This is a genomic window from Neorhizobium galegae, from assembly GCF_017877055.1.
GTDB classification, from domain to species: Bacteria; Pseudomonadota; Alphaproteobacteria; order Rhizobiales; family Rhizobiaceae; genus Neorhizobium; species Neorhizobium galegae_D.
This window is the reverse complement of the sequence record NZ_JAGIPG010000003.1, coordinates 684,118-705,969: the sequence shown is the minus strand read 5'-3', so window position 1 is coordinate 705,969 and position 21,852 is coordinate 684,118. Positions and strand designations below refer to the sequence as shown.

Here is a 21,852-nt window from a genome sequence, read left to right as displayed (position 1 = left end):
TCCTTGATCTCGGGTGCATGTTGATCAACATTTCGGGACGAGGCGAACTATCGCCAGGAGGAATTCATGACCACGGTCGTCAATCCCGCGTCAACAGGCCCGACATCGTCCGGCCTCGAAAGGGACGCCCGCCGCATTCATGACGACAAGCCGATTTCACCGGGCAGCATCGCGCTTGGCGTGATCATCGGTCGCATGTCGGAGTTCTTCGACTTCTTCGTCTACGGGCTCGGCTCCGTCCTCGTCTTTCCAAAGCTGATCTTCCCGTTTGCGCCGACCCCGGTCGCCGCAACGCTGATGTCGTTCGCGATTTTCCCGCTCGCCTTCATGGCGCGGCCCGTCGGGTCGTTCGTCTTCATGTGGATCGACCGAAATTATGGGCGCGGCACCAAGCTGACGATCGCGCTGTTCCTGCTCGGCGGCTCGACGGCCTCGATCGCCTTCCTGCCGGGGTACGACACGATCGGCTACTGGGCCGTGGCATTGCTGGCGCTGTTCCGAATGGGGCAGGGGTTCGCGCTCGGTGGCGCCTGGGACGGGCTCGCCTCGCTGCTCAACCTCAATGCGCCACCCAACCGGCGCGGCTGGTATGCGATGATCCCACAGCTCGGCGCACCGATCGGCTTTGCGCTGGCGAGCATCCTGTTCGGCTATTTCGTCGCCAATCTCTCGGAAGCGGATTTCATTTCCTGGGGTTGGCGGTATCCGTTCTTCGTGGCGTTTGCGATCAATGTTGTGGCGCTGTTCGCCCGCCTGCGCATTGTCGCCAGCAAGGAGTTCGGCTCGGCGCTCGAAGCCAACGAGCTACAGGCCCGGCCGATCTTCGAAATGCTGAGCAAGCACGCCCATGACGTCGTGCTCGGCGCGTTCGTGCCGCTTGCCAGCTTCGCCATGTTCCACCTGGTGACGATCTTCCCATTGAGCTGGGTGACGCTCTATGGTGGACAGTCGGCGGCGGAATTCCTGTTCGTTCAGGTGATCGGCGCTGCCGTCGGCATTATCGGTATCATCCTGTCCGGCTTGATCGCCGACCGCATCGGTCGCCGTAGCCAGTTGATGATCGGCGCTATCATCATCGCGATTTTCTCGTTCTCGGCGCCGTTCCTGCTCGATGCCGGCGGCAAGGGGCAGGATGCCTTCATCATCATCGGCTTCGGGATCCTCGGCCTTTCCTTCGGCCAGGCCTCGGGCGCCGTCTCGTCGCGCTTCGGGCAATATTACCGTTATACCGGTGCAGCACTCACTTCCGATCTCGCGTGGCTGATCGGTGCCGGCTTCGCGCCGCTGGTGGCACTCGGCCTCGCCAGCAGTTTCGGCATCATCTTCATCGGCGGATATCTGATCTCCGGTGCGATCTGCACCATCGCTGCGCTCAGCCTCAGCCGGGTTCTGGACCAGAGCGGCGAGCCGGGCGGACAGAGATAATTCTGTCACCGTCGTCTCGGCGCGACAGCGCGCCTCCTTGATCTCCCCCCTTGGGGGAGATGTCATCGGAGATGACAGAGGGGGTGGCGCTACGAGCTCAACTGCTGAAGAGTGTGCCGCGTCACCCCCCTCTGCCCTGCCGGGCATCTCCCCCGCAAGGGGGAGATCGGCAAGACGCGCCCTCTTCTTTATTGAAAGAGGAGCGAGTAGCTCCCTCAAGCAGCCTTCTTGGCAAGCGTCGGCCGCGTCGCAGCCGCCTTCTCGACCATCGCCGTCACTTCTGCACGGCGCGCACCGGTCAGCGGCATGCGCGGCATGCGAACGCGCTCGGAGCCGCGGCCCATGATCTGCTCGGCGAGCTTGATCGACTGGACGAGGTCGTGCTCGGCATCGAGATGCAACAACGGCATGAACCAGCGATAGATGGCGCGGGCCTCGACCCAGTCGCCGCGGGCGGCGGCGGCCACCAGGGCAACCGATTCCTGCGGAAAGGCGCTGGTCAGGCCAGAGACCCAGCCTTTGGCCCCCAGCATCAGGCCTTCGAGGGCCACGTCGTCGAGGCCGGCGAAGATATCGAAGCGGTCACCGAAGACGTTGATCAGGTCGGTGAAGCGGCGCGGATCCGGTGCGCTTTCCTTGACGGCCTTGATGTTCGGCACGTCTTCGAGCTGGCGCAGCACGTCGGCGCCGATATTGACGCGGTAGGCCGGCGGGTTGTTGTAGAGCATGATCGGCAGCGAGGTGGCTGCAGCGACCGTCTTGAAATGCGCGACCAGTTCTTCCGGCTTCGGTACATAGACCATGGCCGGCAGCAGCATCAGGCCATCGGCGCCGAGCTTTTCGGCGTCGCGGGCATAGGCGACGGCGCGGCGGGTGTCGAATTCGGAGACGCCCGTTACGACCGGCACGCGGCCGTTCACCACCTCGACGGCGGCCTTCAGGATGGTGCGCTTTTCCTCCGGATCGAGCGAGTTGTTCTCGCCGCAGGTGCCCATGACGATCAGGCCGTTGACGCCGTCATTGACGAGCGCATCCTGCACGCCCTGCGTCGCCTTCAGATCGATCGAGAAGTCTTCGTTGAATTGTGTCGTCACTGCGGGGAAAACGCCGCTCCAGCCTGTGGTCATAAAAAGCACTCCTCTGGTTGATGGGTCATACTATGCGCGGTCGCGCTGATATCTGTCACGCGAAGGGTTCGGCCGGCCCCTTGCTCGGCTGGGTGAACCATTGCGGACCGGTTTCGGTCATGTGGATATGGTCTTCCAGACGGATGCCGAAACGGTCCGGGAAAACGATCATCGGTTCGTTCGAGAAGCACATGCCGGGTTCGAGCACGGTTGCATTTCCTCGCACGATATAGGGCTCCTCGTGGATTTCGAGGCCCAGCCCGTGCCCGGCGCGGTGCGGCAGGCCGGGAAGGACATAGTCCGGGCCGAGCGCGTGCCTGGCAAGCACCTCGCGGGCCGCGTCGTCGAGGCTGCCGCAGGTGGCGCCGAGGCGGGCGGCCTCGAAAACGGCCTGTTCCGCCTCGCGCTCGATCGCCCAGGCGGCCGCGAATTCCTTCGTTGGCTCCTCCAGCACGTAGGTGCGGGTGAGATCCGAATGATAACCGTCGAGCCTGCAGCCGGTATCGACCAGCACCACGTCGCCGGGCGCATAGACCTGGTCGCCGTCGGCGCCGTGGGGAAGCGAGGTCGCGACCCCGAAGGAAACGATACAGAAGCTCGATCCGCCGGAGGCGCCGAGTGCGCGATGCTGTTCGTCGATATGGCGGACCACGTCGGAGGCAAGCACGCCGGGCTTGATGAAGGCATGGGCGCGGCGATGCACTTCCAGCGTCAGGTTCATGCCGTATTGGATGAGGTCGATCTCGGCCTTCGACTTCCGGAGCCTCAGATCGCGGATCAGCCGGCCGCCGTCGACGAGCCGGTCGGCCCCGAAGACGGCGGCGAGCTGGTGGTAGACGAACAGCGGCAGCGCGTCGTCGAGCGCAAGCTTCATATTGGAAGGCAGAAGCGAAGCGACCAGCACCGCGCTCGCTTCATCCTCCTGCCAGACGGCGATCTCGCCCGGTAGATGGGGCAGGCACTCGACCCGGCTCTGTTCGAACCCCGGCACGATGTAGGTCACCGATTTCGGCGTCACCAGCGCGCCGAGCAGGCGCTCGCTCTGGTGCCAGACGAGGCCGGTGAAATAACGCAGGCTCTCGCTCGCGCCGAGCAAAATGCCGCCCAGTCCCTTTTCCTCCAGCGACGCCTGCAGTCGGACAAGGCGCTGCCGCCGCTCGTTGTCGGTGATCTTCGGGACGGGGTGAGACCAGACCATTCCGCTTCCTTTCGATTTCGCCGCGGTTATATCGCTTTGTAGTCAGTTTGTCGACAGAGATATTTGGCGCAGCTCGGCGGCCCGGCATTCTGCTGTCGCCGATGTCAGCGAAACCGGCTGATGCTGTAAGGTTCGATATCGAGGGCGGGGGTTCTGCGTGCGGCAATATCGGCGACCAGCCGGCCGGTCGCCGCCGACTGCGTGAGCCCGAGATGCCCGTGGCCAAACGCATAGATGATCGCCGGCGTCGCGGTCGAGGCACTGATTACCGGCAGGCAGTCGGGCATGGAGGGACGAAAACCCATCCATTGGCGACCGCCCTCGGTCTTCAGGTCGGGCAGGAAGCTTTTCGCCTTTTTCAGCATCGCCTCCGAGCGCTTGTAGTTCGGCGCCAGTGTCAGCCCGCCGAGCTCGACGGCGCCTCCGACGCGGATACCGGAGGAGAGCGGCGTGACGACGAAGCCGTGGTCGTTGAAATAGAGCTGACGGTGGAGCGGGAAGGCGCCTAGCGGCAGCGTTGTGTTGTAACCGCGCTCGGTTTCGAGCGGGGCATGGTCACCGAGGCCGGTTAAGATCTTCTTCGACCAGGCGCCGCCGGCCAGTACGACGGTCTTCGCGTCGAAGACTGCGCCATCCGCAAGGATAACCCTGGCGCCATCGTTTATCGGCTCGATGCGGATGACTTCACCAATTCTCAGCGATGCGCCCCGGGACATGGCGTTACCGAACAGGGCTTGGGTGAATTCCAGCGGATCGGAGACCTGCAACCCGGAGGGCGTAAAGATGCCATGCCGGAACTGCGGCGCAAGGCCCGGCTGCAGGGAATCGATCTCGCTGCGGCCAACCTTCTGGAATTCAAAACCGGCCTTGCGTTTCGCCTGCCAGTCGTCAGATGCGGCATTGAGGCTTGCCTCCCTGTCGTAGAGATCGAGCGTGCCGGTCTGCTTCACCATTGCCCGAAGGCCAGCGCGTTCGACGGTTTGCAGCATTTCGCTGCGCGCCATGGGCATCATCCTGGCATGCACGCCCACGGTGCGCTCATAGGCCGGCCGGGCGCTGGCACGCCAGAGGCGCCACAGCCACGGCACCATGTTGAGCGCATAGGAAGGCGGCAGGCTGAGGGGGCCGAGCGGATCGAGCAGCCATTTCGGCGCTTTCCACATCATGCCGGGTGCGGCGATCGGGATGATCTCGGGAAAGGCGAGAATGCCGGCATTGCCGCTGCTCGCACCCCGCGCCACTTCGCCTCGCTCGATGATCAGCACCGAACGGCCGTCCTCCAGCAGGTAGTGCGCCGACATCGTGCCGATGATGCCCGAGCCGATGACAACGGCGTCGACCGAAGTGGAATCCATGATTTCTGTCCTGTGAAACGAATGCGGAAGGTGGCGGGTCAGGAAGCGGCAAGATCGATCGGATTGCCGAGATCGCGGGCGATATAATCCTGGATTTGCCGGACGATCTGTTCCGCATGCTTGATGGCAAGCCTGTCGGAGCGCTCGACGTCGCGCGCTTCGATGGCGGCGATCATCTCCTCGTGTTCGTCGACATACTGGCGAGGCAGCCGATCATCGAACGTACGATAATAGAGGCGCAGGATGCGGCGCCCCTCGTCGAGCAGCCGGGCGAAGAAGGTGGTGTAATAGGAATTGCCGGCAAGTTCGGCGATTGCCACGTGGAATTCCCGGTTTGCCTCGATCATCGCGAAGGCGTCGTGGGCGGCAACCGCTGCAGCAAACTCCGCCTGCCGCTTGCGAATCTCGCCCATCGCCTGCGGCGTCGCGCGCATGGCGGCACCGCGGGTAGTGACGCGGTACATCAGCGTTAGCGCATCGAAATAAGGAGGCAGAGAGGCGAAATCGATCGTCGCGACGATGGTGTTGCGGTTCGGCAGCGTGGTGACGAGGCCATCGCCGGAAAGCCGCAGCAATGCTTCGCGGATCGGGGTGCGCGACATGCCGAAACGCTCCGACAACCGAACCTCGTCGAGCGGGCTGCCAGGGGCCAAGGTCATGGCGAGAATTTCCCGGCGCAGGATCGTATAGACACTCTGCGTCCCGGAGCCGCGGGTGCGGGGGATATCCGTTTCTGCAGGTTCGTTCTTCGCCATCGTTTACCGTATCCGCGTCGCAAGCCAATGCGGCAGGACAATTGCACACGTGTTGTCGACAGGAAAGCCCTCAGGATGAGAGAACGGATGTGGTGCAGTTTGATTGCATCGATGTCCTGCGAGCCTCAATCGCTGACCTCGGGCTGGCCTCTTAGCGTGGCAGCGATGACCCGCGCTGCCGCCAGCCTGCCCGCGACGATCGCGCCTTCGACATAACCCGGATAGGACGGGGAGAGCTCCGACGACGCGAAATGTACCGGCGAAACGCCTTCGTTGATGATCTCTTCCGCATAACGCGCATCCAGATCGATGATCACGTCGCTATAGGCGCCGCCGCTCCAGGGATCGTCGACCCAGTCGCGGACATGGATGTCGCGCGGATTGCCGCCTTCGGGGCCGAAAGCTTCGGTCAGCTGCTCGCGGATGAAGGCGGTGAGTTCCTTGCGCGGCCGCCCGTGCCATTGCTGAGCTTCCGGGCCACCAATGAAGATGATCAGGCCCGCATAGTCGCCACGGCTGGCGTCGCAGGCGTAGAGGCCTTGGGGTTCGTGCCACATGACGGCGCCGGAAAGCCCCTGCTCGCGCCAGAACGGCTTGTCGTAACTGACCTGCAACTTGATCGAAAGGCCGGGCGCCCAGGTGGAAAGCGCCTTCTGCAGCCGCTCTGGAAGAGCGGGCGAAAACGCAAGCCGGCGGATCATCACCGGCGGCACCGCCAGGATAAGGCGTCTCGCCGAGAACTGTTGATCGCCGGCAATGACAGTGACGCCGGTATCGGAATAGTCGATGCCGGTCACCGCGATGCCAAGGCGCAGCCGGTCGCCGAGCCTGGCGGCGAGTTGGTCGGCCAGCGCATGCAGCGTGTCCGGCAGGAACATTTCCATTTCCGAATAGGTATTGGTGATGCGCCGATCGTTCGAGGCGAGCCAGGTGAAAGCGACTTCTTCAGGCGCGCGGCACCAGAGGCCCTTGATCAGCCGCAGGAAGCTTTTCCTGATGTCGGCCGACACGTCGTCCTGTCGTGCCACCCAATCGGCCACCGTCAGTCTCGCGAGATCCGGATCATCCGGATCGGTGGCGATCATCCTGTCGCGAAGCGCATCGACCCCCTGCCAGCGCGCGAAACCCTGTTGCGGCGAGACCGGCGGCCGGTAGATCATTTCGCCGTCATAGTGGGTCATGACCGGCGTCTTGCCGCTCTCGCCGATCAGCGCCATCAGCTGGCTCATATCACGGCAGAAGAACTGCCCGCCGGTATCGACGCGCGTACCGTCCGACAGCGTCTCGGACTCGACCTTGCCGCCGACCCGGTCGCGCGCCTCGATCAGCAGCACGTCGAGCCCCGCATCGACAAGCTCCAGCGCGGCGCTCAGGCCCGTGAACCCCGCGCCGACGACGATGGCATCCCGCTCAGGCATTCTTTTCTCCGACGATCTTCCTGCCTTTGCCATTACCGCAAGTGGTTGAGGACGTCCATCAGGCCGGAAGGGAGCGATCAGGATCACGCCGCGCTCGGGCATCGATACCCGAGGGCGGCGGACCGGTTAGTCGAGCGGCAGGATCAGGACATCGCGGGCCGGCACCTCGATCTTGCCGCCGTCACGGGCATGTCCGACCGGCCAGACGGCCTTGCCGGCGGCAAGCCGGCCATGGCCTTCGGCGAGCTTCACCTCGGTCGCCTGCGCCGCGCGGGTCGGATTGACGAGCCAGAGGAAGCTGCCCTTTTCGCTCTTATGGATACGTGCGAACAGCGCCTTGTTCGACAGGGCCGCATGCGGCGCGCAGCCGCTCCAGCGCAGCAATTCGGCGAAGAAGGCGCCGTTCGCCTTGCCCTGCGACTTGTAATAGGCGACCGACGGATTGGTGCCGATCAGCAGCGTGCGGCCCTTGCCATAAGCGTTCTCGACCACGGCAAGCCGTCCGTCGTCGAAATTGCCGCGCGCGGTGCCGCCGGTTAGCACATAGGACTGCAGGAAACCTCCCCCATCGACCGCCGCTCCGCCCAACTCGAAATGGATGCGGTCGCCGATATCCGGCATGAACTCGACCTGATCCTCGCGGGCGCCAAACACCTTGTCGAGGCCCATGTTCGGTTGCACCTGCCCGACATGGCCGCGGTCGCCGAAATAACCGGGGCAGGCTTCGGCAATCAGCGTGCCGCCCTTTTCCACCCAGGCGGTAAGCCGTTTTGCCTGCTCGGCGGTGAACATGATCGGATAGGGGAAATAGAGGCGGTCATAGGCATCGATATCGTCGATATGCACCCAGTCCGGCTGGACGCCGTTTTCGAGGAAAGCACGGTAGGCACCCCACATGGCTTCCGGGTAAGGTTTTTCCTTGCGGTCATAGTTCAGCAGGTAATCCCATTCTTGCGTCTCGGGAACGACCAGGATGCCGATTTCGCCGCACACCGGCTTTGCCTCCCAAAGAGCGGCCTGTGCCGGATCGTTCGCCCATCTCGCCATGTGGCTCTGCATCTTCGAGCGCGGCGTGCGGGCGCCGTCCATGCCATATGCACCGAAGGCGCCGAAAAGCGGCCCGTCGAGCAGCGGGCGCCAGCGCAGGTTCAGCACCCCGCGGGCACCACCCGCAAATGAGGTCATGCTCCACAGGCGGATATCCTCGGGCTCGGCGACGCGGCCGTCGTCCTTGTCGCGGCCGATCACCTGCGGCTGCAGCCACAGCGGCCCGCCCTGGCGCTCGGCATGCCAGAAGGGCTTTCCACGCGCCGCGGCGCGGTTGATGTCGACGCCGTACCAGTTCTTCCAGGCCTCCGAACCCTTGCGGGCCTGGATCCAGGTAAAGCCGTAGACCTCGACCTTGGAGGCGGCAAGCCAGTCGTCGCAGCCGTTCGCCGCCATATTGGGGATCGCGCCTGATATCCCGTGGGCCGCGATTGTATTCTTCTGGTCGACGGCGCGGATCGTGTCGATGCGCCACTGCATCTGGTCGTAGAAATTGTCGCGCTTGAACTGCAGCCAGTCGATGCATTCGGGATAGGGCGCTATGTGGACCGGCGGCTCCACGTCCTCCCATTCCGCATAGCTGTAGCGATGCCAGGCCTTGGCGAGCGTTTTCAGCGTGCCGTATTTCTTTTCCAGCCATGTGCGGAAGGCGGATTTCGCATAGCTGCTGTAATCGACATCGGCGGAATAGTTGCACTCGTTCCAGACGTCGTAGCCATAGATCGCCGGATGGTCCTTGTAACGGGTGGCGAGTGCGGTGAGGAACCTGCCGGCAGCTTCCTTCACTTCGGGGCAGTTGAGCGTCAGCGCGCCGGCGCCGCCGCCATTGTTTGAAAAGCCGCCGGTCGCCGCCGAGACGCCCATATAGGAGCCGAGCCTGGTGCCGTCGGCATTGACCTGCAGCGCATCGGCATATTTTCGCACCGCCCAGTCGGGCACGGCATGGATGAGCTCGGCGATAACCGTCTTGATGCCGTTTTGGGCGGCGAGGTCCATCTGCCGGTCGTATTCCTCCCAGTCATAGACGCCGGGCGAGGTCTCGATCGCGCTCCACATGAACCAGTGACGGAAGATGTTGAGGCCGTCTTCTCCCGCCGTTGCATAATCACGCTCCCAGTCTTCGCGGGGCGGATTGGACTTGCGGAAATAGACGGCGCCGTAGGGGAATTGGATATCGTTTCTAAGCATGGTCCTGTCCTTCTTCATCGATGTTCGGACATGGCTCCGCCCTCCGAAGAAAAGCTCCGGTTTGGAAGCGGCGAAGATGGCGTCCGGTTAGTTCCGAAAAGCGTTGATCTTAGCGAGGCCCTCCGGCGAGATGGGGCTTCATCCACGTCAGGCCGTCGCTGGTGCCGGCTTTCGGCCTGTATTCGCAGCCGACCCAGCCGTCGTAACCGAGGCGGTCGAGCTCCCGGAGTATGAAATCATAGTTGATCTCGCCAGTGCCCGGCTCGTTGCGGCCAGGATTGTCGGCGATCTGGACATGGGCAATCCGGTCCTTCAGGCGGCTGAAGGTGGGGATGAGATCGCCCTGCATGATCTGCATGTGGTAGAAATCGTACTGGATGTAGAGATTGTCGGAGCCGACCCTATCGAGGATGCGTTGCGCATGATCGGTCGTCGTCAGGAAGAAGCCGGGAATGTCGCGCAGGTTGATCGGCTCGATCAGCAGCTTGACGCCGGCGTCTGCACAGCGCGGCGCGGCATATTTCAGATTTTCGACCAGCACCTTTTCCAGGGTCTCGACATCGGCGCCCTTGGCCACGAGGCCGGAGATGACGTTGACTTGCCCGCAACCGAGCGCCTTGGCGTAGTCAAGCGCCAGGGCGACGCCGTCGCGGAATTCCTGGATACGGTCCGGCAGGCAGGCGATGCCGCGCTCGCCGGCGGCCCAGTCGCCCGAGGGCACGTTGAAGAGGGCCTGGACGAGGCCGCTCGCCTTCAATGCATAGACGACTTTTTCCTTCGGTTCCGCATAAGGGCCGAGATATTCGAGCCCGCCGAAACCGTCTTTCGCGGCGGCGGCGAAACGATCGAGGAAAGGGAGGTCCTGGTAGAGAAAGGAGAGATTGGCGGAGAATTTCGGCACTGGCACTGTCCTCAGAGTACGGGCGCGACGAAGCGGTGCCGGTGCAGCATGCGCTTGTCGCGGGGGTCGGGATTGGGAACGGCGGAAATCAGGCTCTTGGTATAGGCCTCCTGCGGGGCGGTGCAAATCTGCTCGGCCTCGCCGAGCTCGACGATCTTGCCGCGATGCATGACGGCAACGCGGTCGCAGAAATAGCGCACCACCGAAATGTCGTGCGAGATGAAGATGAAGCTCAGGTTGAGGCGCTTCTTGATATCGAGCAGCAGGTCGAGGATCTGGCTGCGGATCGACACGTCGAGCGCCGACGTCGCCTCATCGGCGATGATGATGCGCGGATCGAGCGCAAGCGCCCGGGCAATGCCGATGCGCTGCCGCTGGCCGCCGGAAAAGGCATGCGGATAACGTTCCATGCCCATCGGATCGAGCCCGACGAGACGCATCAGTTCGGCGACGCGTTCTTCGAGCGCCTTGCCCTTGGCCAGGCCGTTGACGATCAGCGGATCGCCGATCACGTCCTTGACCGTCATGCGCGGATTGAGCGAGGCGAACGGATCCTGGAAGACGAGGCGGACTTCCCGGTGAAAACCGCGCAGCTCCTTCTTGGTCAGGCTGGTGACCTCGACTTCGCCGCCATCCTTGTCGCGGTAGATGACGCTGCCCGTTGTCGGTTCGACGGTGCGCAGGATCAGCCGGCCGAGCGTCGTCTTGCCGGAACCGCTTTCGCCGACGATGCCGAGGTTTTCACCGGGATAGAGATCGAAATTGGCGTCATCGACCGCCCGAAGCGAACTGGTTTTGCCGTGCCAGCCGAACGTCTTCCCAAGATTGCGGACGGAGAGGATCGGTTGCAGCGGCTGCGACGATGCAGCCGCCGCCGGCACCCGACCTTCGACATGGCGGGTGAGCTTCACCGTCGAGGCGAGAAGTTGCCGCGTATAGGGATGCTGGGCCTCGTGATAGATCGCATCGACGGGGCCGCGCTCGACGATACGGCCGAAGCGCATCACGGCAACATCGTCCGCGACCTCGGCGACGATGCCCATGTCGTGGGTAATGAGTAGCATCGCCATGCCGCGTTCCACCTGCAGCCGTTTGATCAGGTCGAGGATTTCGGCCTGGGTGGTGACGTCGAGCGCCGTCGTCGGTTCGTCGGCGATGAGGATATCGGGATTGCCGGCGAGCGCCGTGGCGATCATTGCCCGCTGCCGCATGCCGCCGGAAAATTCGAAGGTGTAGCGGTCGGCCATCTGATCCGGATTGGGGATTTCGACCTGGCGCAGCAATTCGACCGTTTTCGCCCGCGCGGCGCGTTTGTCGAGATCGCTGTGCAGGCGGACTGCTTCGATGATCTGCGAGCCGATCGTATGGACCGGCGACAGCGAGCTCATCGGTTCCTGGAAGATCAAACCGATCCTGCGGCCGCGAATGGCGCGCATGGCCTGGCCATCCGGATCGAGCCTGGCGATGTCGGTGACCGCGCTGCCGTTGCGCAACAGGATGCGCCCGCCGACGATGCTGCCGGGCCTATCGACAATCTGCAGCAGTGAGCGGGCGGTGACGCTTTTGCCCGAGCCGCTCTCGCCGACGAGGCAGAGCGTCTGGCCGCGCTTCAGCTCGAAACTGACATTCTCGACGGCATGCAGGATATGGGTTCTCAACCGGAAATCGATCGAGAGGTTTTCGACGGAGAGGACGACGTCTTCGGCAGGATCGGTCATGGGTTCCTCCTCAATTGTCATAGGGATCGGCGGCATCGCGAAGGCCGTCGCCGAAGAAATTGAAGGACAGCACGGCGACGATCACCGCAAGAGAAGGCCAGATCAGCAGCCATGGGGCGGTTGCCACCGTGCGGATGTTCTGGGCGTCCTGCAGCAGTACACCCCAACTGACGACCGGCGGTTTCAGGCCGATGCCGAGGAAGGACAGCGAGGTTTCGGCAACGATCATGGTCGGCACGGCAAGCGTCACGACGGCGAGAATATGGCTCGTCAGCGACGGCAGGATATGGCGGAAGATCAGCCGTTTCTCGCTCGATCCGTCGAGCATGGCGGCGGTCACGAAATCCTCGCTTCGCAGCGCCAGGAAACGGCCGCGCACCTCGCGCGCAAGACTGGTCCAGCCGAGCAGCGACACGATGATGGTGATGACGAAATAGACGTTGACCGGCGACCATGTGAGCGGGATCGCCGCCGCAAGACCGAGCCAGAGTGGGATGGTCGGCATGGCGCTGACCACCTCGATCATGCGCTGGATAACGGTATCGACCCAGCCGCCGTAAAAGCCCGATATCGAGCCGAGCACGACGCCCAGCACAAGCGACATGGCGACGCCAACCAGGCCGATCGACATGGAAATCCGGGTGCCGTAGACCAGCCGCGAGAAGACGTCGCGTCCGAGGCGGTCGGCGCCGAGCAGATACATCGGGTCGTTGGGGTTGAGCGGACCGATCAAATGGCGGTCCATCGGGATGAGGCCCCAGAGTTCATAACGTGGGCCTTTGACGAACACGCCGATCGGCACGACCTTGGTGTCATCCACGACGAAGGTGCGACGCAGCGCCACCTTCTCGATCTCGACCTTGTAGCCCTTCACATGGAAATTGAATTCAGTACTGCCGTCCGGCTTGGTGACGAAGAAGCTCAAGCCCTGCGGTGGCGCATAGGTATATTGCGGCCGAGAGGTCGAAGGCAGGCTGGGTGCCAGGAATTCGGCAAACAGGCCGATCAGATAGAGGATAAGGATCACCGCACCCGCGAACATCGCCACCTTCTGGCGGACCAGCTTGCCGGCGATCAGCCTCCAGGGGCCGACGGTTGCGGTCGAAACGGTTTTGCCCGCTTTCAGCGGACTGATCGAGGGGCCGTCGGCGACGGTATGAACGGGGCCGGAATAGGTTCCGAATGTCTCGTGCGTGCTCATGCGGCCTCCCTCAGTTGAACCGGATGCGCGGATCGAGCAGCGCCAGCAGCAGATCCGAGAGCAGCATGCCGACAAGGGTGAGGGCACTTAAAAGCAGGATGAAACTGCCGGCGAGATACATGTCCTGCGAGACCAGCGCCCGAAACAGAAGCGGGCCGGCGGTCGGCAGGTTGAGTACGATGGCGGTGATCGTCACGCCGGAGACTAGATGCGGCAGCACCCAGCCGATCGCCGAGACGAATGGATTGAGGGCGATGCGCACCGGATATTTGAGAATGACCTTGTATTCCGGCAGGCCCTTGGCGCGGGCGGTGATCACATAGGGCTTGTGCAGTTCGTCGGTCAGGTTGGCGCGCAGGACGCGGATCAGCGCCGCCGTTCCCGAGGCCCCGATGATGATGATCGGGATCCACAGATGGGCGAGGAAATCGCCGACCTTGGCAAGGCTCCAGGGGGCTTCGGCATATTCGGGAGAGTTGAGACCGCCGACGCTCTGGCCGAGATAGCGGTAGGCGAAATACATCAGCACCAGCGCCAGGATGAAGTTCGGCACGGCAAGCCCGATGAAGCCGAAGAAGGTGAAGACGTGGTCGCCGATCGAATGGCGGCGGACGGCGGAATAGATGCCGATCGGCAGCGCGACGATCCAGACGAACAGCAGGCTTAAGAGCGAAATGACCAGCGTCGAACCCATCCGGCCCCAGATCAGGCCGGAGACGGGCTGGTTCCATTCGAACGAATGACCGAAGTCGCCGCGGCTGACGATGCCCCAGATCCATTTGAGATACTGGATGTAGAAGGGATCGTCGAAGCCGTAGATTTCCTTCAGCCGCTCGATCTGGGCCGGATCGACCGCCTGGCCGCTGTCGCTCATCGTGGCGATCATCGACGTCAGGTAGTCACCCGGCGGCAGCTGAATGATCAGGAACGAGATCAGCGACATGCCGAACAAGGTCGGGATCATGTAGAGCACGCGCTTGAAGATGTAGCCAAGCATCGGAATAGTTCTCCTCCCGTTGAAGACGCCGTTTCGGCGTCACCTTCGGATCTCCATCCGCTTCCGGCCCCTCCAGGCCGGAAACGCTCCTCCATTTCAGTCTCCCACCCTATTTCCAGGTGAGATGCAGCACTTCCAGCCGCTCTATTCCAGGCACCTCCACTTCCGCGCGTCCGTCCTTCACGCTGAAGCTTGCCGTCCTGTCCGCAACCACCAGCCAGGCTTTCGTAACTGACTTGCCCTCTGGAACTTCCACTGAAACGGTCTGGGCCGCCAGCGGATAATTTTCGCGGATCGGCCCTTTCATCATCATCGGATTGGTGAGGTTGAAGAGGCTGAGGGCGATACCCTCGGCGTTTTCCCTAAGTGCCAGGTCAATGACGCCCGGGCCTTTGACGGTGACGCGCGGGGTCTTGCCGAGCGCCCAGTGGACGGAATTGGACAACAGGCGACCGTGATCGACCGCAAAGACTTCCCAGAAGATTTCGCCGATATTCCACGGAATATAGACCGTGCGGCCACCCTTGCCGGTTTCGCAGGCGATGACCGCCGCCCCTTCCGGCGCCTTGCGAGGATAGACCTCTTCCATGGGAAGATCCGGGAAATCGGGAACGTAGAGGAAAGGCGTTTCAGCGCCTGCCGTCGGCTCGACATGGATCAGCCTTGTGCCGCCCATGATCCGTTCGGCTCCATCAAAACCCTTGTTGACCGGGTGGTCGCCGGACAGGGCCACATAGGTGTTCTTGACGATGCCGCGCGGACCGGAGACGAATTTCGCGCCAAGCACGTCCGACAGCCCGAATTCGGGCCGCGTCTTGCCGAATTCATCGCGAAGCGAGGTCTCATAGGAGGCGACGACGCTGCCGCCGCGCGCCACATAGGCGCGGATCGCCTCGTTCTGTGCATCCGAAAGGCAGGACGCGTTGGCGAGGATGATCACCTTGAAGCGGTCGAGATTGTCCTTGGTGAGCACCTGATCGGACAGGAGTTCGAAGGGAAGGCGCGCCTCGACCAGGGCGTGGTAGACGCCGAGATCGTGTTTTTCCGCCGCGTGACGTTCTTCCGGTGCCCAGTGGCGCAAGGTCGTCGACGGGTCGATCACGGCAATTTCAGCGGTCGGCGTCATGCTTTCAAGGACCGGTTCGACGGCCGATTGAAGGACAAACGCCTCGGCGACCGGCTCCACCCAGCGCTTGTCGGGCACCACGCCGTTGAACTTCGTGAACCAGGCGAAAAGCCCGTGGGCCGTGCCGTTGTTGATCCATAGCTGCATTTCCTCGCCTGAGGTCACCGCATCCTTCCAGCGGTATTCCTCCTCCGGACCGATCGAGGTGATGAGCACCACGGGACGATCGGCGAAGGTGGCACGGATGCGCTTGCCGTTGCGGCCGGCCGACCAGCCGAGCTCCAGCCCCTTGCGGCCCTGATGGTCGACGACGAGGAAGGGGCAATGTCTGGTGATGACCGAGAGATCGAACTCCATCAGCGACGCGCCGCTCATGTTGGGGATGAAGCTCGCATGCGGCCGGATGGCTTTGACCGCGTCGTCCCATTGGGCGATCATGTCCGTCAGCGCACGGCGGCGCCATTGCAGCCAGGCCTGCCAGGCCGGGTCCTCGGCATCCGCCTTCTTCGGCAGGGCGTAACCGGACATGTCCTTGAAACGGCGGGCGCTGTCCTCGCTGTAGTCGACGCCGTGGCCCTGCCAGCGATTGGCGAAAATCGCATCGATATCGTATTCGCGGACGATCTCTTTCACCACCTCCGGCATGAATACCGAATTGTAATCGCCATAGGCATTGGTGACCCAGACGTCCGGGTAGGCCCAATGGCGGCGCGGTGTGCCGTCGGCATTGATCATCACCCATTCCGGATGGGCCCTGGCCGCGTCGTCATGGATGGCATGGGGATCGACGCGGGCCATGACATGCATGTCGAGCTTGCGGGCCGCATCGACGAGCGCGCCGAAAATATCCTTGTCGCCCAGATACTGGCTGACATAGTGATAGGGAACCTTGCTTGGATAATAGGCGATGTAACCGCCGGCGCTGAGGCATACGGCATTGGATTTCGTGCGCTTGAAGACGTCGATCCAGAAGGCCGGGTCGTATTTGTCCGGATCATCCTCCACGAAGGTCAGCTGGGTCCAGCGCGTGGCGGTCCTGAACCAGTCCGGAGTCCGCAAGGTGTCGGTGTTCTGTCGTCTCGCCTCGAGCATGATAGCATCCAGTTATCGAAAAAAAAGGGGCCCCGTGGCGCCGGTCGGATTACGCCGGCGCCCGGAAAACATCGGAATGGGCGAGGCCATCAGACCTTGTAGAACTGCTCCGGCATGGTCGGGGCAGGGGTCGGCCAGCCGAACGAGTTCGGCATGGTCTTGGTGATGTTCTTCATGTTGTTCTTGACGATGCCGTAGCCGTCCGGCGGCTGCGAAATACCGAAGACATAGAAGGTTTCCGCGGCCCCCTGCAGGATCTGTTTCATGATCTCGCGCTGGCCCGCCTGGTCGGAGGTCGCCTTCAGCTTGTCGTAAAGCGTAAGCAGCTTCTTGGTGTCCTCCGGCGGTTCCTCGGCATTGGCATTCTTGGGATCGAGATACCAGAGCTGCCAGGCCGGGGCATACATCGCGTTGCTGTCGGTCGGTACGTAGTAGCGTGGATCGAGCATCGCCGCGACGCCGCCATTGGCGCCGAACTGGTGCGCGGTGGCATCGAAGTCGCGACCTTGGCGAACGCGCGTTTCCCAGAGCGAACGGTCCATGGTGCGCATCTGCGCATCGATGCCGACCGCCTGGAACATCGGGATGACTAGCTGGAAGAGATCGAGGAAGATCGGGCGTGCCTGGTCGATCTCGAAGATGATCGTCAGCCGCCGGCCCTTCTCGTCGAGACGGAAATTCTGCCCGTCTCGTTTCGGGACCAGCTCATCGAGCATGGCATTCGCCTTGTCGACGCTGTACTCGGTGAACTGCTTGGCGAGCTGGTCGTTATAAAGCGGATCGCCTTCCTTGATTGACGGCTGGGCCGGCGCACCCTGGCCGACCAGCACCGCGTCGATCAGCGTCTGACGGTCAAGCGCCGTCGAAAGAGCTGCGCGGAACTTCTTGTTGCGGAAGAGTTTTCGCTTTGTCTCGTCGTTGTGGTTCAGGTTGAAGATGAAGTTCATGACATTGGCCTCGGTCGAGGTCAGCGTGTAGAAATCATAGTCGCCCTGCTTGCGCGCGTCGTAGAGCACCGACTTGTTGTTCGGTGTGGCGATATACTGGTCCATCAGGTCGATTTCGCCCTGCATACATTTCAAGAGCAGGACCTGCGGGTCGGCGACCATCTGATAGACGATGCGATCCATATAAGGCAGCTGGTTGCCCGCGGTATCGACCTTCCAGTAGTAGGGATTGCGCTCGGCCACCGCGCGCTCGGTATTTTCGCCCGGCGCGATCGTGAAATACCAGGCATTGAGGGTCGGCTTCTTCGAGGAATTGAGGAAGAAGGCATTGTCGTCCTGGAAACCCGAGGCCGACTGGAATGCGGCGATCCAGCTCTGGAAACCGCGCTGCTTGGCAAGCTCGTCCGCCTTGGGATTGTAGTCGATATGGAACTGTTCGAGATAGTGTTTCGGGCAGCGGGTGGTATGATCCCAGTTGGACCACGCGACCTGCAGCGGGAACATGCCGTTAGGTTTCTCGAAGATCACCTTGAAGGTCTGCTCGTCGACCACTTCCAGCTTGGCGGGCTTGCCGGCGGTCTTCCAGTGGCCCTGGCTGGTGACGGCGACGCGTTTGTCGGTCAGCACGGTATCATACCAGAATTTCACGTCGGCGGTGGTGTAGGGATGCCCGTCGGACCACTTCATGCCCTTGCGCAGGCGGATGGTGTAGACCGTGGAATCGGGATTGCCGTCGAAGGCTTCCGCCACGTTCAGCGTTACGCCGGACCAATCAGGCGTATAGCGCAACAAGGGCTCATAGGCCTGGTAGCGGAACAGCATGGAGAGCGATCCGCCGCCGACCAGCGCCAGCTTCCAGTCGCCTCCGTATTTCCCGACGCTTTCGACAGGTTTGATGACAAGCGGGTTGGCGGGCAGCCGATCCTTGACAGGGGGAAGGGCGCCGCTGGCGACCTTGTCCTTTAAAAGGCCTGCTTCCTTGTAGTCGACGGCTAGTGCCGGCAGGGCCGGCAAAATCAAAACGGCCGAACTCCCGGCCAGAAACGCACGACGTTTCAGCTTGATCATGAGTGTCTCCTCCACACAGTCCCCGCCGTTACCTATTATTTCCCTTGGGCGTGGATAACGAAAAGTTTGCATTCGAATACTGTTAGGTAAAGTGTTATGTAGCCTTGTTTGGAAAAATTGCGTTGTGCAGCGCAGAAGTGCATCAAAGGGCCGGTTGCGGAGGGTGTGGGATGAAGAGCAGGGGACGGGTCACCTTACAGACGATCGCGCGCGAGGTCGGCCTCTCGAAATATGCGGTGTCCAGATCGTTGTCCGGCAAGAGCGGGGTCAGCGAGGAAACCCGCGAGCGGATACGCCAAACGGCAGAGCGCCTCGGCTACAGCAAGCCCGCCAACCAAGCCGCGTCCGGCGATATTGCGGTGGTCTTTCACGACCTCGATCCGGTCAATAGCGAGCTATACATGCAGATCCAGAACGGCGTACAGGCCGAGGCGCACAGGCTCGGCATGGGGCTTCGACTCTTATGGACCCACAGCCAGGGTCAACTTGAAGAACTGGCGCGCACTTGTGCTGGATTGCTGCTGGTCGGACCGCACGACCGCGAGGCGATCCGCGCTGCGATGGCGACCGGCACTCCGATCATCCGGTTCGGCTGGGTCGATCCGCTAGAGGATGCCGATCAGGTCTCCGGGACCGATCACGAGGCAGGGCAGGCCGTGATCCAATACCTGATAGACCTCGGCCACCGTTCCATCGCCTATGTCTATGGAGTCCCCGGCTATCGCGGCCGCCGCGAGCGCTTTTATGGCGCACGCGAAATTGCCGAACGTTACCAGGGCGTTACGTTACATGTCCTGCAGTTCGAGGAGGAGAATGGTTTTGCCGAAGCCTATCGGGGGCTGAAGGACAAGGGTGATCGGCCGACCGCCTTCTTCTGCGCGCATGATGGCTTGGCGCTCACCGTGGTTTCCGAACTCCTGGGCCAGGGCTATCGCATTCCCGATGACGTATCAGTGGTCGGTTTTGGCGATTTTTCGCCGGCAAAGCAGATTTCGCCGGCTCTGACGACGGTGCGCATGGAAGGCCAGGAATGTGGAGCCGTTGGCCTGCGGCTCCTGCTCGAGCGGATCGAGAACCCGCGCCAGCCGGGAACGCCCGCCCGCAGGGTTCATGTCGTGTCGAGGATCGTCGAGCGCCGCTCCACCGGCCCATGCAAGGCCACCGCGCATCCAGGCGATCGCAGCGCGCCTCGGCAGGAACCGCGCATAGTTTCCGTCTGACGGTTCCTGCCATGGGTGGCGGATGGGCTTCGATGGCCTATTTGAGGCTCTTCATATCCACCATGTCCATGTCGGTGAAGGACTGGTTGTCGCCCGCCATGCTCCAGATGAATGCGTAGGCGCCGGTGCCGGCGCCGCAATGGATGGACCAGGGCGGCGAGAGCACGGCCTGTTCGTTGCGGATGATCAGATGGTTGGTGGCCGCCGGCCGGCCCATCAGGTGAACGACGAAGGCGTTCTCCGGCAGTTCGAAATAGAGATAGGCTTCCATCCGCCGGTCATGCAGATGCGCCGGCATGGTATTCCAGACGCTGCCGGTTTCCAGCCGCGTCAGCCCCATCAGCAATTGGCAGGTCGGAAGCACTTTCGGATGTAGATACTGGTAGAGCTTGCGCTTGTTCGACGTACCACTGTCACCGAGATTGTTCTCGATCGCGTCCGCGCTGCTGACGATCCGAGAGGGCAAGGTGGCGTGCGCCGGCGCGCTGTTGATGTAGAATTTCGCCGGCGCCGACGGGTCGTCGCTCTCGAAGAAAATCTCCGTCGTTCCCATGCCGAGATAGAGCCCGTCCATGGGCTGGAGTTCGTAAGCCTGGCCATCGGCGATGACGCGGCCCGGTCCGCCGATATTGATCAGCCCGAGTTCGCGGCGCTCCAGGAGGTAATCCGCGCCGACAAGTTTCGCCAGCTCGCCGCCGACGCCGAGGCTTGCCTGCGTCGGCGCCGCCCCTGCCACTAGCATGCGGTCGTAATGGGTGTAGACGGCCTGCAGCGTCCCCGCGACAAAGATATCCTCGATCACGAAATTTTCACGCAGGTCCGCGCTCGTCATGCGCTCCGACTGGCTGTAGTGAACGGCATGGCGCGTCCGGACATCGATCGTCATGATCTGTTTTTTCTCCTGTTTCTCGGGCCGCGTTGCTAGCGCTTGATCGCGGCGCTGAGCTCGACCCGCTCCTCGGTCCGCCCAGACTGGGGCATGGCCGATTGCGTGTCCAGCAGCGTTTCCGCATAGGCCATCATCAGTGGTGCAACACCCTTGATATCGTCGGGGCGGATTTCCTCGGAGAGATAATAGCCGACAGTTCCGTCACGATAGCGACCGTTGAAGCCTCCGAGACCTGCAACGCAACAGATGTTGTGGAGCCTGCGCCTTCCATCCGCATCCCGTCGCAGCTCCTGTCCTGCCAGCGATTTCAGGCTCGCTCGACCGGCCCCGGCAACCTCGGGCGGGCCGCCGAGCCGCGCAAGCTTCTGGAGGAAATAGGCGAACATCGCAGTGGCCGAGCTTTCCGGATAATTCTGCGCCTCGTCCGGCCTGTCGATCACCTGCAGCCAGCGATGATCCGCGGTGCGAAGGGCGATGAGCCGGGATGCAAGAGCAGCGGCGCGATCGATCAGTCCCCTTCTGGATGCGCCGGCGGGCAGGTTTTCGATGATGTCGACGAAGGCCATTGCCAGCCAGCCGATCGACCTTGCCCAATGCGCCGTCGAAAGACCGCTTTCCGCATCCGCCCAGGGCTGTTGCCGGGCCTCGTCGTAACCGTGGCGATAAAGATCGGCCTGCCGATCATAAGTCAGGTCGAGCGCCGTCCTGAACTGCCGGAGCGCTTCCTCGACGGCCGGGGGCTTTGAGACCGCTTGGGCGTATTCCACCTTGAAGGGCAGCGCCATGTAGAGCCCGTCCAGCCAGATCTGATGCGGGTAACGCAGCTTGTGCCAATAGACGTCGCTGCCGGTGCGCGGATGCGTTTCGAGCTGCCGCGCCAAGGGTAGGGCGGCATCGAGCCAGCGGCTTTCGCCTGTCAGCCGGTAAAGAAACACGAGAGCGCGGCCGGGCAGGATATTGTCGATGTTGAACTCGTCGATCTCGTAGCCGACCAGCCGGCCCCGTGCATCGATCTGTTTGCTCACCAGCCGGATTAGATGATCCAGCCATTGGCGCTCGCCGGTCGCTTCGTAAAGCGCGATCAGGCCGCGATAGAGGCAGCCGTCCTCGTAACACCAGGCTCCGCCTTTATAATATTCATAATCGCGTGCGTAGGTTTCGAAATAGTCTTGAAGCATCG

The 21,852-nt window shown here is 62.5% G+C and carries 16 protein-coding genes; 2 read left to right on the top strand and 14 right to left on the bottom strand.

Annotation, left to right across the window (positions count from 1 at the left end):
• Window positions 1-66 precede the first annotated feature (66 nt).
• Window positions 67-1,425, top strand: a complete 1,359-nt coding sequence (locus tag J2857_RS22430) for an MFS transporter (protein WP_210012284.1) — start codon at window positions 67-69, stop codon at window positions 1,423-1,425.
• 215 nt (window positions 1,426-1,640) lie between these two features.
• Here J2857_RS22430 and J2857_RS22425 read toward each other — a convergent pair whose 3' ends face one another.
• From J2857_RS22425 to J2857_RS22370, 12 genes are all read right to left on the bottom strand, one after another.
• Complete coding sequence (locus J2857_RS22425; protein ID WP_210012283.1) at window positions 1,641-2,552, bottom strand: dihydrodipicolinate synthase family protein; 912 nt, start codon at window positions 2,550-2,552, stop codon at window positions 1,641-1,643.
• Window positions 2,553-2,607: 55 nt separating this feature from the next.
• Window positions 2,608-3,750, bottom strand: coding sequence for a M24 family metallopeptidase (locus J2857_RS22420; RefSeq protein WP_210012282.1), 1,143 nt, complete (start codon window positions 3,748-3,750; stop codon window positions 2,608-2,610).
• Between the two features lie 104 nt (window positions 3,751-3,854).
• Entirely contained in the window at window positions 3,855-5,105 is a 1,251-nt protein-coding gene (locus J2857_RS22415) for an NAD(P)/FAD-dependent oxidoreductase (RefSeq protein ID WP_210012281.1), read from the bottom strand.
• 38 nt (window positions 5,106-5,143) lie between these two features.
• Window positions 5,144-5,860, bottom strand: a complete 717-nt coding sequence (locus tag J2857_RS22410; RefSeq protein ID WP_210012280.1) for a GntR family transcriptional regulator — start codon at window positions 5,858-5,860, stop codon at window positions 5,144-5,146.
• A 125-nt stretch (window positions 5,861-5,985) separates the two neighbouring features.
• On the bottom strand, window positions 5,986-7,311 hold the full coding sequence (locus J2857_RS22405) for a flavin monoamine oxidase family protein (RefSeq protein WP_210012472.1): 1,326 nt from the start codon (window positions 7,309-7,311) through the stop codon (window positions 5,986-5,988).
• Window positions 7,312-7,404: 93 nt separating this feature from the next.
• The gene (locus J2857_RS22400) at window positions 7,405-9,513 is read right to left on the bottom strand and encodes a beta-galactosidase (RefSeq protein WP_210012279.1); all 2,109 of its coding nucleotides are present in this window, start codon (window positions 9,511-9,513) and stop codon (window positions 7,405-7,407) included.
• Window positions 9,514-9,622: 109 nt separating this feature from the next.
• Window positions 9,623-10,414 (bottom strand): 2-oxo-tetronate isomerase, encoded by a 792-nt coding sequence (gene otnI, locus J2857_RS22395; protein ID WP_210012278.1) that lies wholly within the window; start codon window positions 10,412-10,414, stop codon window positions 9,623-9,625.
• 11 nt (window positions 10,415-10,425) lie between these two features.
• A complete protein-coding gene (locus J2857_RS22390) occupies window positions 10,426-12,132 on the bottom strand; it encodes an ABC transporter ATP-binding protein (protein WP_210012277.1) in 1,707 nt (568 codons plus the stop codon).
• 10 nt (window positions 12,133-12,142) lie between these two features.
• Window positions 12,143-13,333: an ABC transporter permease gene (locus tag J2857_RS22385; RefSeq protein ID WP_210012276.1), complete on the bottom strand. Its 1,191-nt coding sequence runs from the start codon at window positions 13,331-13,333 to the stop codon at window positions 12,143-12,145.
• Window positions 13,334-13,343: 10 nt separating this feature from the next.
• Window positions 13,344-14,330, bottom strand: a complete 987-nt coding sequence (locus J2857_RS22380) for an ABC transporter permease (protein ID WP_037083921.1) — start codon at window positions 14,328-14,330, stop codon at window positions 13,344-13,346.
• Window positions 14,331-14,439: 109 nt separating this feature from the next.
• On the bottom strand, window positions 14,440-16,548 hold the full coding sequence (locus tag J2857_RS22375; protein WP_210012275.1) for an alpha-amylase family protein: 2,109 nt from the start codon (window positions 16,546-16,548) through the stop codon (window positions 14,440-14,442).
• A gap of 89 nt (window positions 16,549-16,637) precedes the next feature.
• On the bottom strand, window positions 16,638-18,563 hold the full coding sequence (locus J2857_RS22370; protein ID WP_210012274.1) for an ABC transporter substrate-binding protein: 1,926 nt from the start codon (window positions 18,561-18,563) through the stop codon (window positions 16,638-16,640).
• A 170-nt stretch (window positions 18,564-18,733) separates the two neighbouring features.
• Between J2857_RS22370 and J2857_RS22365 the strand changes: the two genes are divergently transcribed.
• Window positions 18,734-19,783 carry a LacI family DNA-binding transcriptional regulator gene (locus J2857_RS22365; protein WP_210012273.1) on the top strand — a complete coding sequence of 350 codons (1,050 nt, stop codon included), beginning with the start codon at window positions 18,734-18,736 and terminating at the stop codon, window positions 19,781-19,783.
• A gap of 37 nt (window positions 19,784-19,820) precedes the next feature.
• Here the strand turns inward: J2857_RS22365 and kduI are convergent, their stop codons facing one another.
• Window positions 19,821-20,669 carry a 5-dehydro-4-deoxy-D-glucuronate isomerase gene (gene kduI / locus J2857_RS22360; protein ID WP_210012272.1) on the bottom strand — a complete coding sequence of 283 codons (849 nt, stop codon included), beginning with the start codon at window positions 20,667-20,669 and terminating at the stop codon, window positions 19,821-19,823.
• Between the two features lie 35 nt (window positions 20,670-20,704).
• A complete protein-coding gene (locus J2857_RS22355) occupies window positions 20,705-21,850 on the bottom strand; it encodes a glycoside hydrolase family 88/105 protein (protein WP_210012271.1) in 1,146 nt (381 codons plus the stop codon).
• Window positions 21,851-21,852 lie beyond the last annotated feature (2 nt).

What these genes read in the sequence shown, in the direction of transcription:
- J2857_RS22430 (WP_210012284.1), top strand. Translation starts at nt 67, where the DNA reads ATGACCACGGTCGTCAATCCCGCGTCAACAGGCCCGACATCGTCCGGC.
- J2857_RS22425 (WP_210012283.1), bottom strand. Translation starts at nt 2,552, where the DNA reads ATGACCACAGGCTGGAGCGGCGTTTTCCCCGCAGTGACGACACAATTC.
- J2857_RS22420 (WP_210012282.1), bottom strand. Translation starts at nt 3,750, where the DNA reads ATGGTCTGGTCTCACCCCGTCCCGAAGATCACCGACAACGAGCGGCGG.
- J2857_RS22415 (WP_210012281.1), bottom strand. Translation starts at nt 5,105, where the DNA reads ATGGATTCCACTTCGGTCGACGCCGTTGTCATCGGCTCGGGCATCATC.
- J2857_RS22410 (WP_210012280.1), bottom strand. Translation starts at nt 5,860, where the DNA reads ATGGCGAAGAACGAACCTGCAGAAACGGATATCCCCCGCACCCGCGGC.
- J2857_RS22405 (WP_210012472.1), bottom strand. Translation starts at nt 7,311, where the DNA reads ATGGCAAAGGCAGGAAGATCGTCGGAGAAAAGAATGCCTGAGCGGGAT.
- J2857_RS22400 (WP_210012279.1), bottom strand. Translation starts at nt 9,513, where the DNA reads ATGCTTAGAAACGATATCCAATTCCCCTACGGCGCCGTCTATTTCCGC.
- J2857_RS22390 (WP_210012277.1), bottom strand. Translation starts at nt 12,132, where the DNA reads ATGACCGATCCTGCCGAAGACGTCGTCCTCTCCGTCGAAAACCTCTCG.
- J2857_RS22385 (WP_210012276.1), bottom strand. Translation starts at nt 13,333, where the DNA reads ATGAGCACGCACGAGACATTCGGAACCTATTCCGGCCCCGTTCATACC.
- J2857_RS22380 (WP_037083921.1), bottom strand. Translation starts at nt 14,330, where the DNA reads ATGCTTGGCTACATCTTCAAGCGCGTGCTCTACATGATCCCGACCTTG.
- J2857_RS22375 (WP_210012275.1), bottom strand. Translation starts at nt 16,548, where the DNA reads ATGCTCGAGGCGAGACGACAGAACACCGACACCTTGCGGACTCCGGAC.
- J2857_RS22370 (WP_210012274.1), bottom strand. Translation starts at nt 18,563, where the DNA reads ATGATCAAGCTGAAACGTCGTGCGTTTCTGGCCGGGAGTTCGGCCGTT.
- J2857_RS22365 (WP_210012273.1), top strand. Translation starts at nt 18,734, where the DNA reads ATGAAGAGCAGGGGACGGGTCACCTTACAGACGATCGCGCGCGAGGTC.
- kduI (WP_210012272.1), bottom strand. Translation starts at nt 20,669, where the DNA reads ATGACGATCGATGTCCGGACGCGCCATGCCGTTCACTACAGCCAGTCG.
- J2857_RS22355 (WP_210012271.1), bottom strand. Translation starts at nt 21,850, where the DNA reads ATGCTTCAAGACTATTTCGAAACCTACGCACGCGATTATGAATATTAT.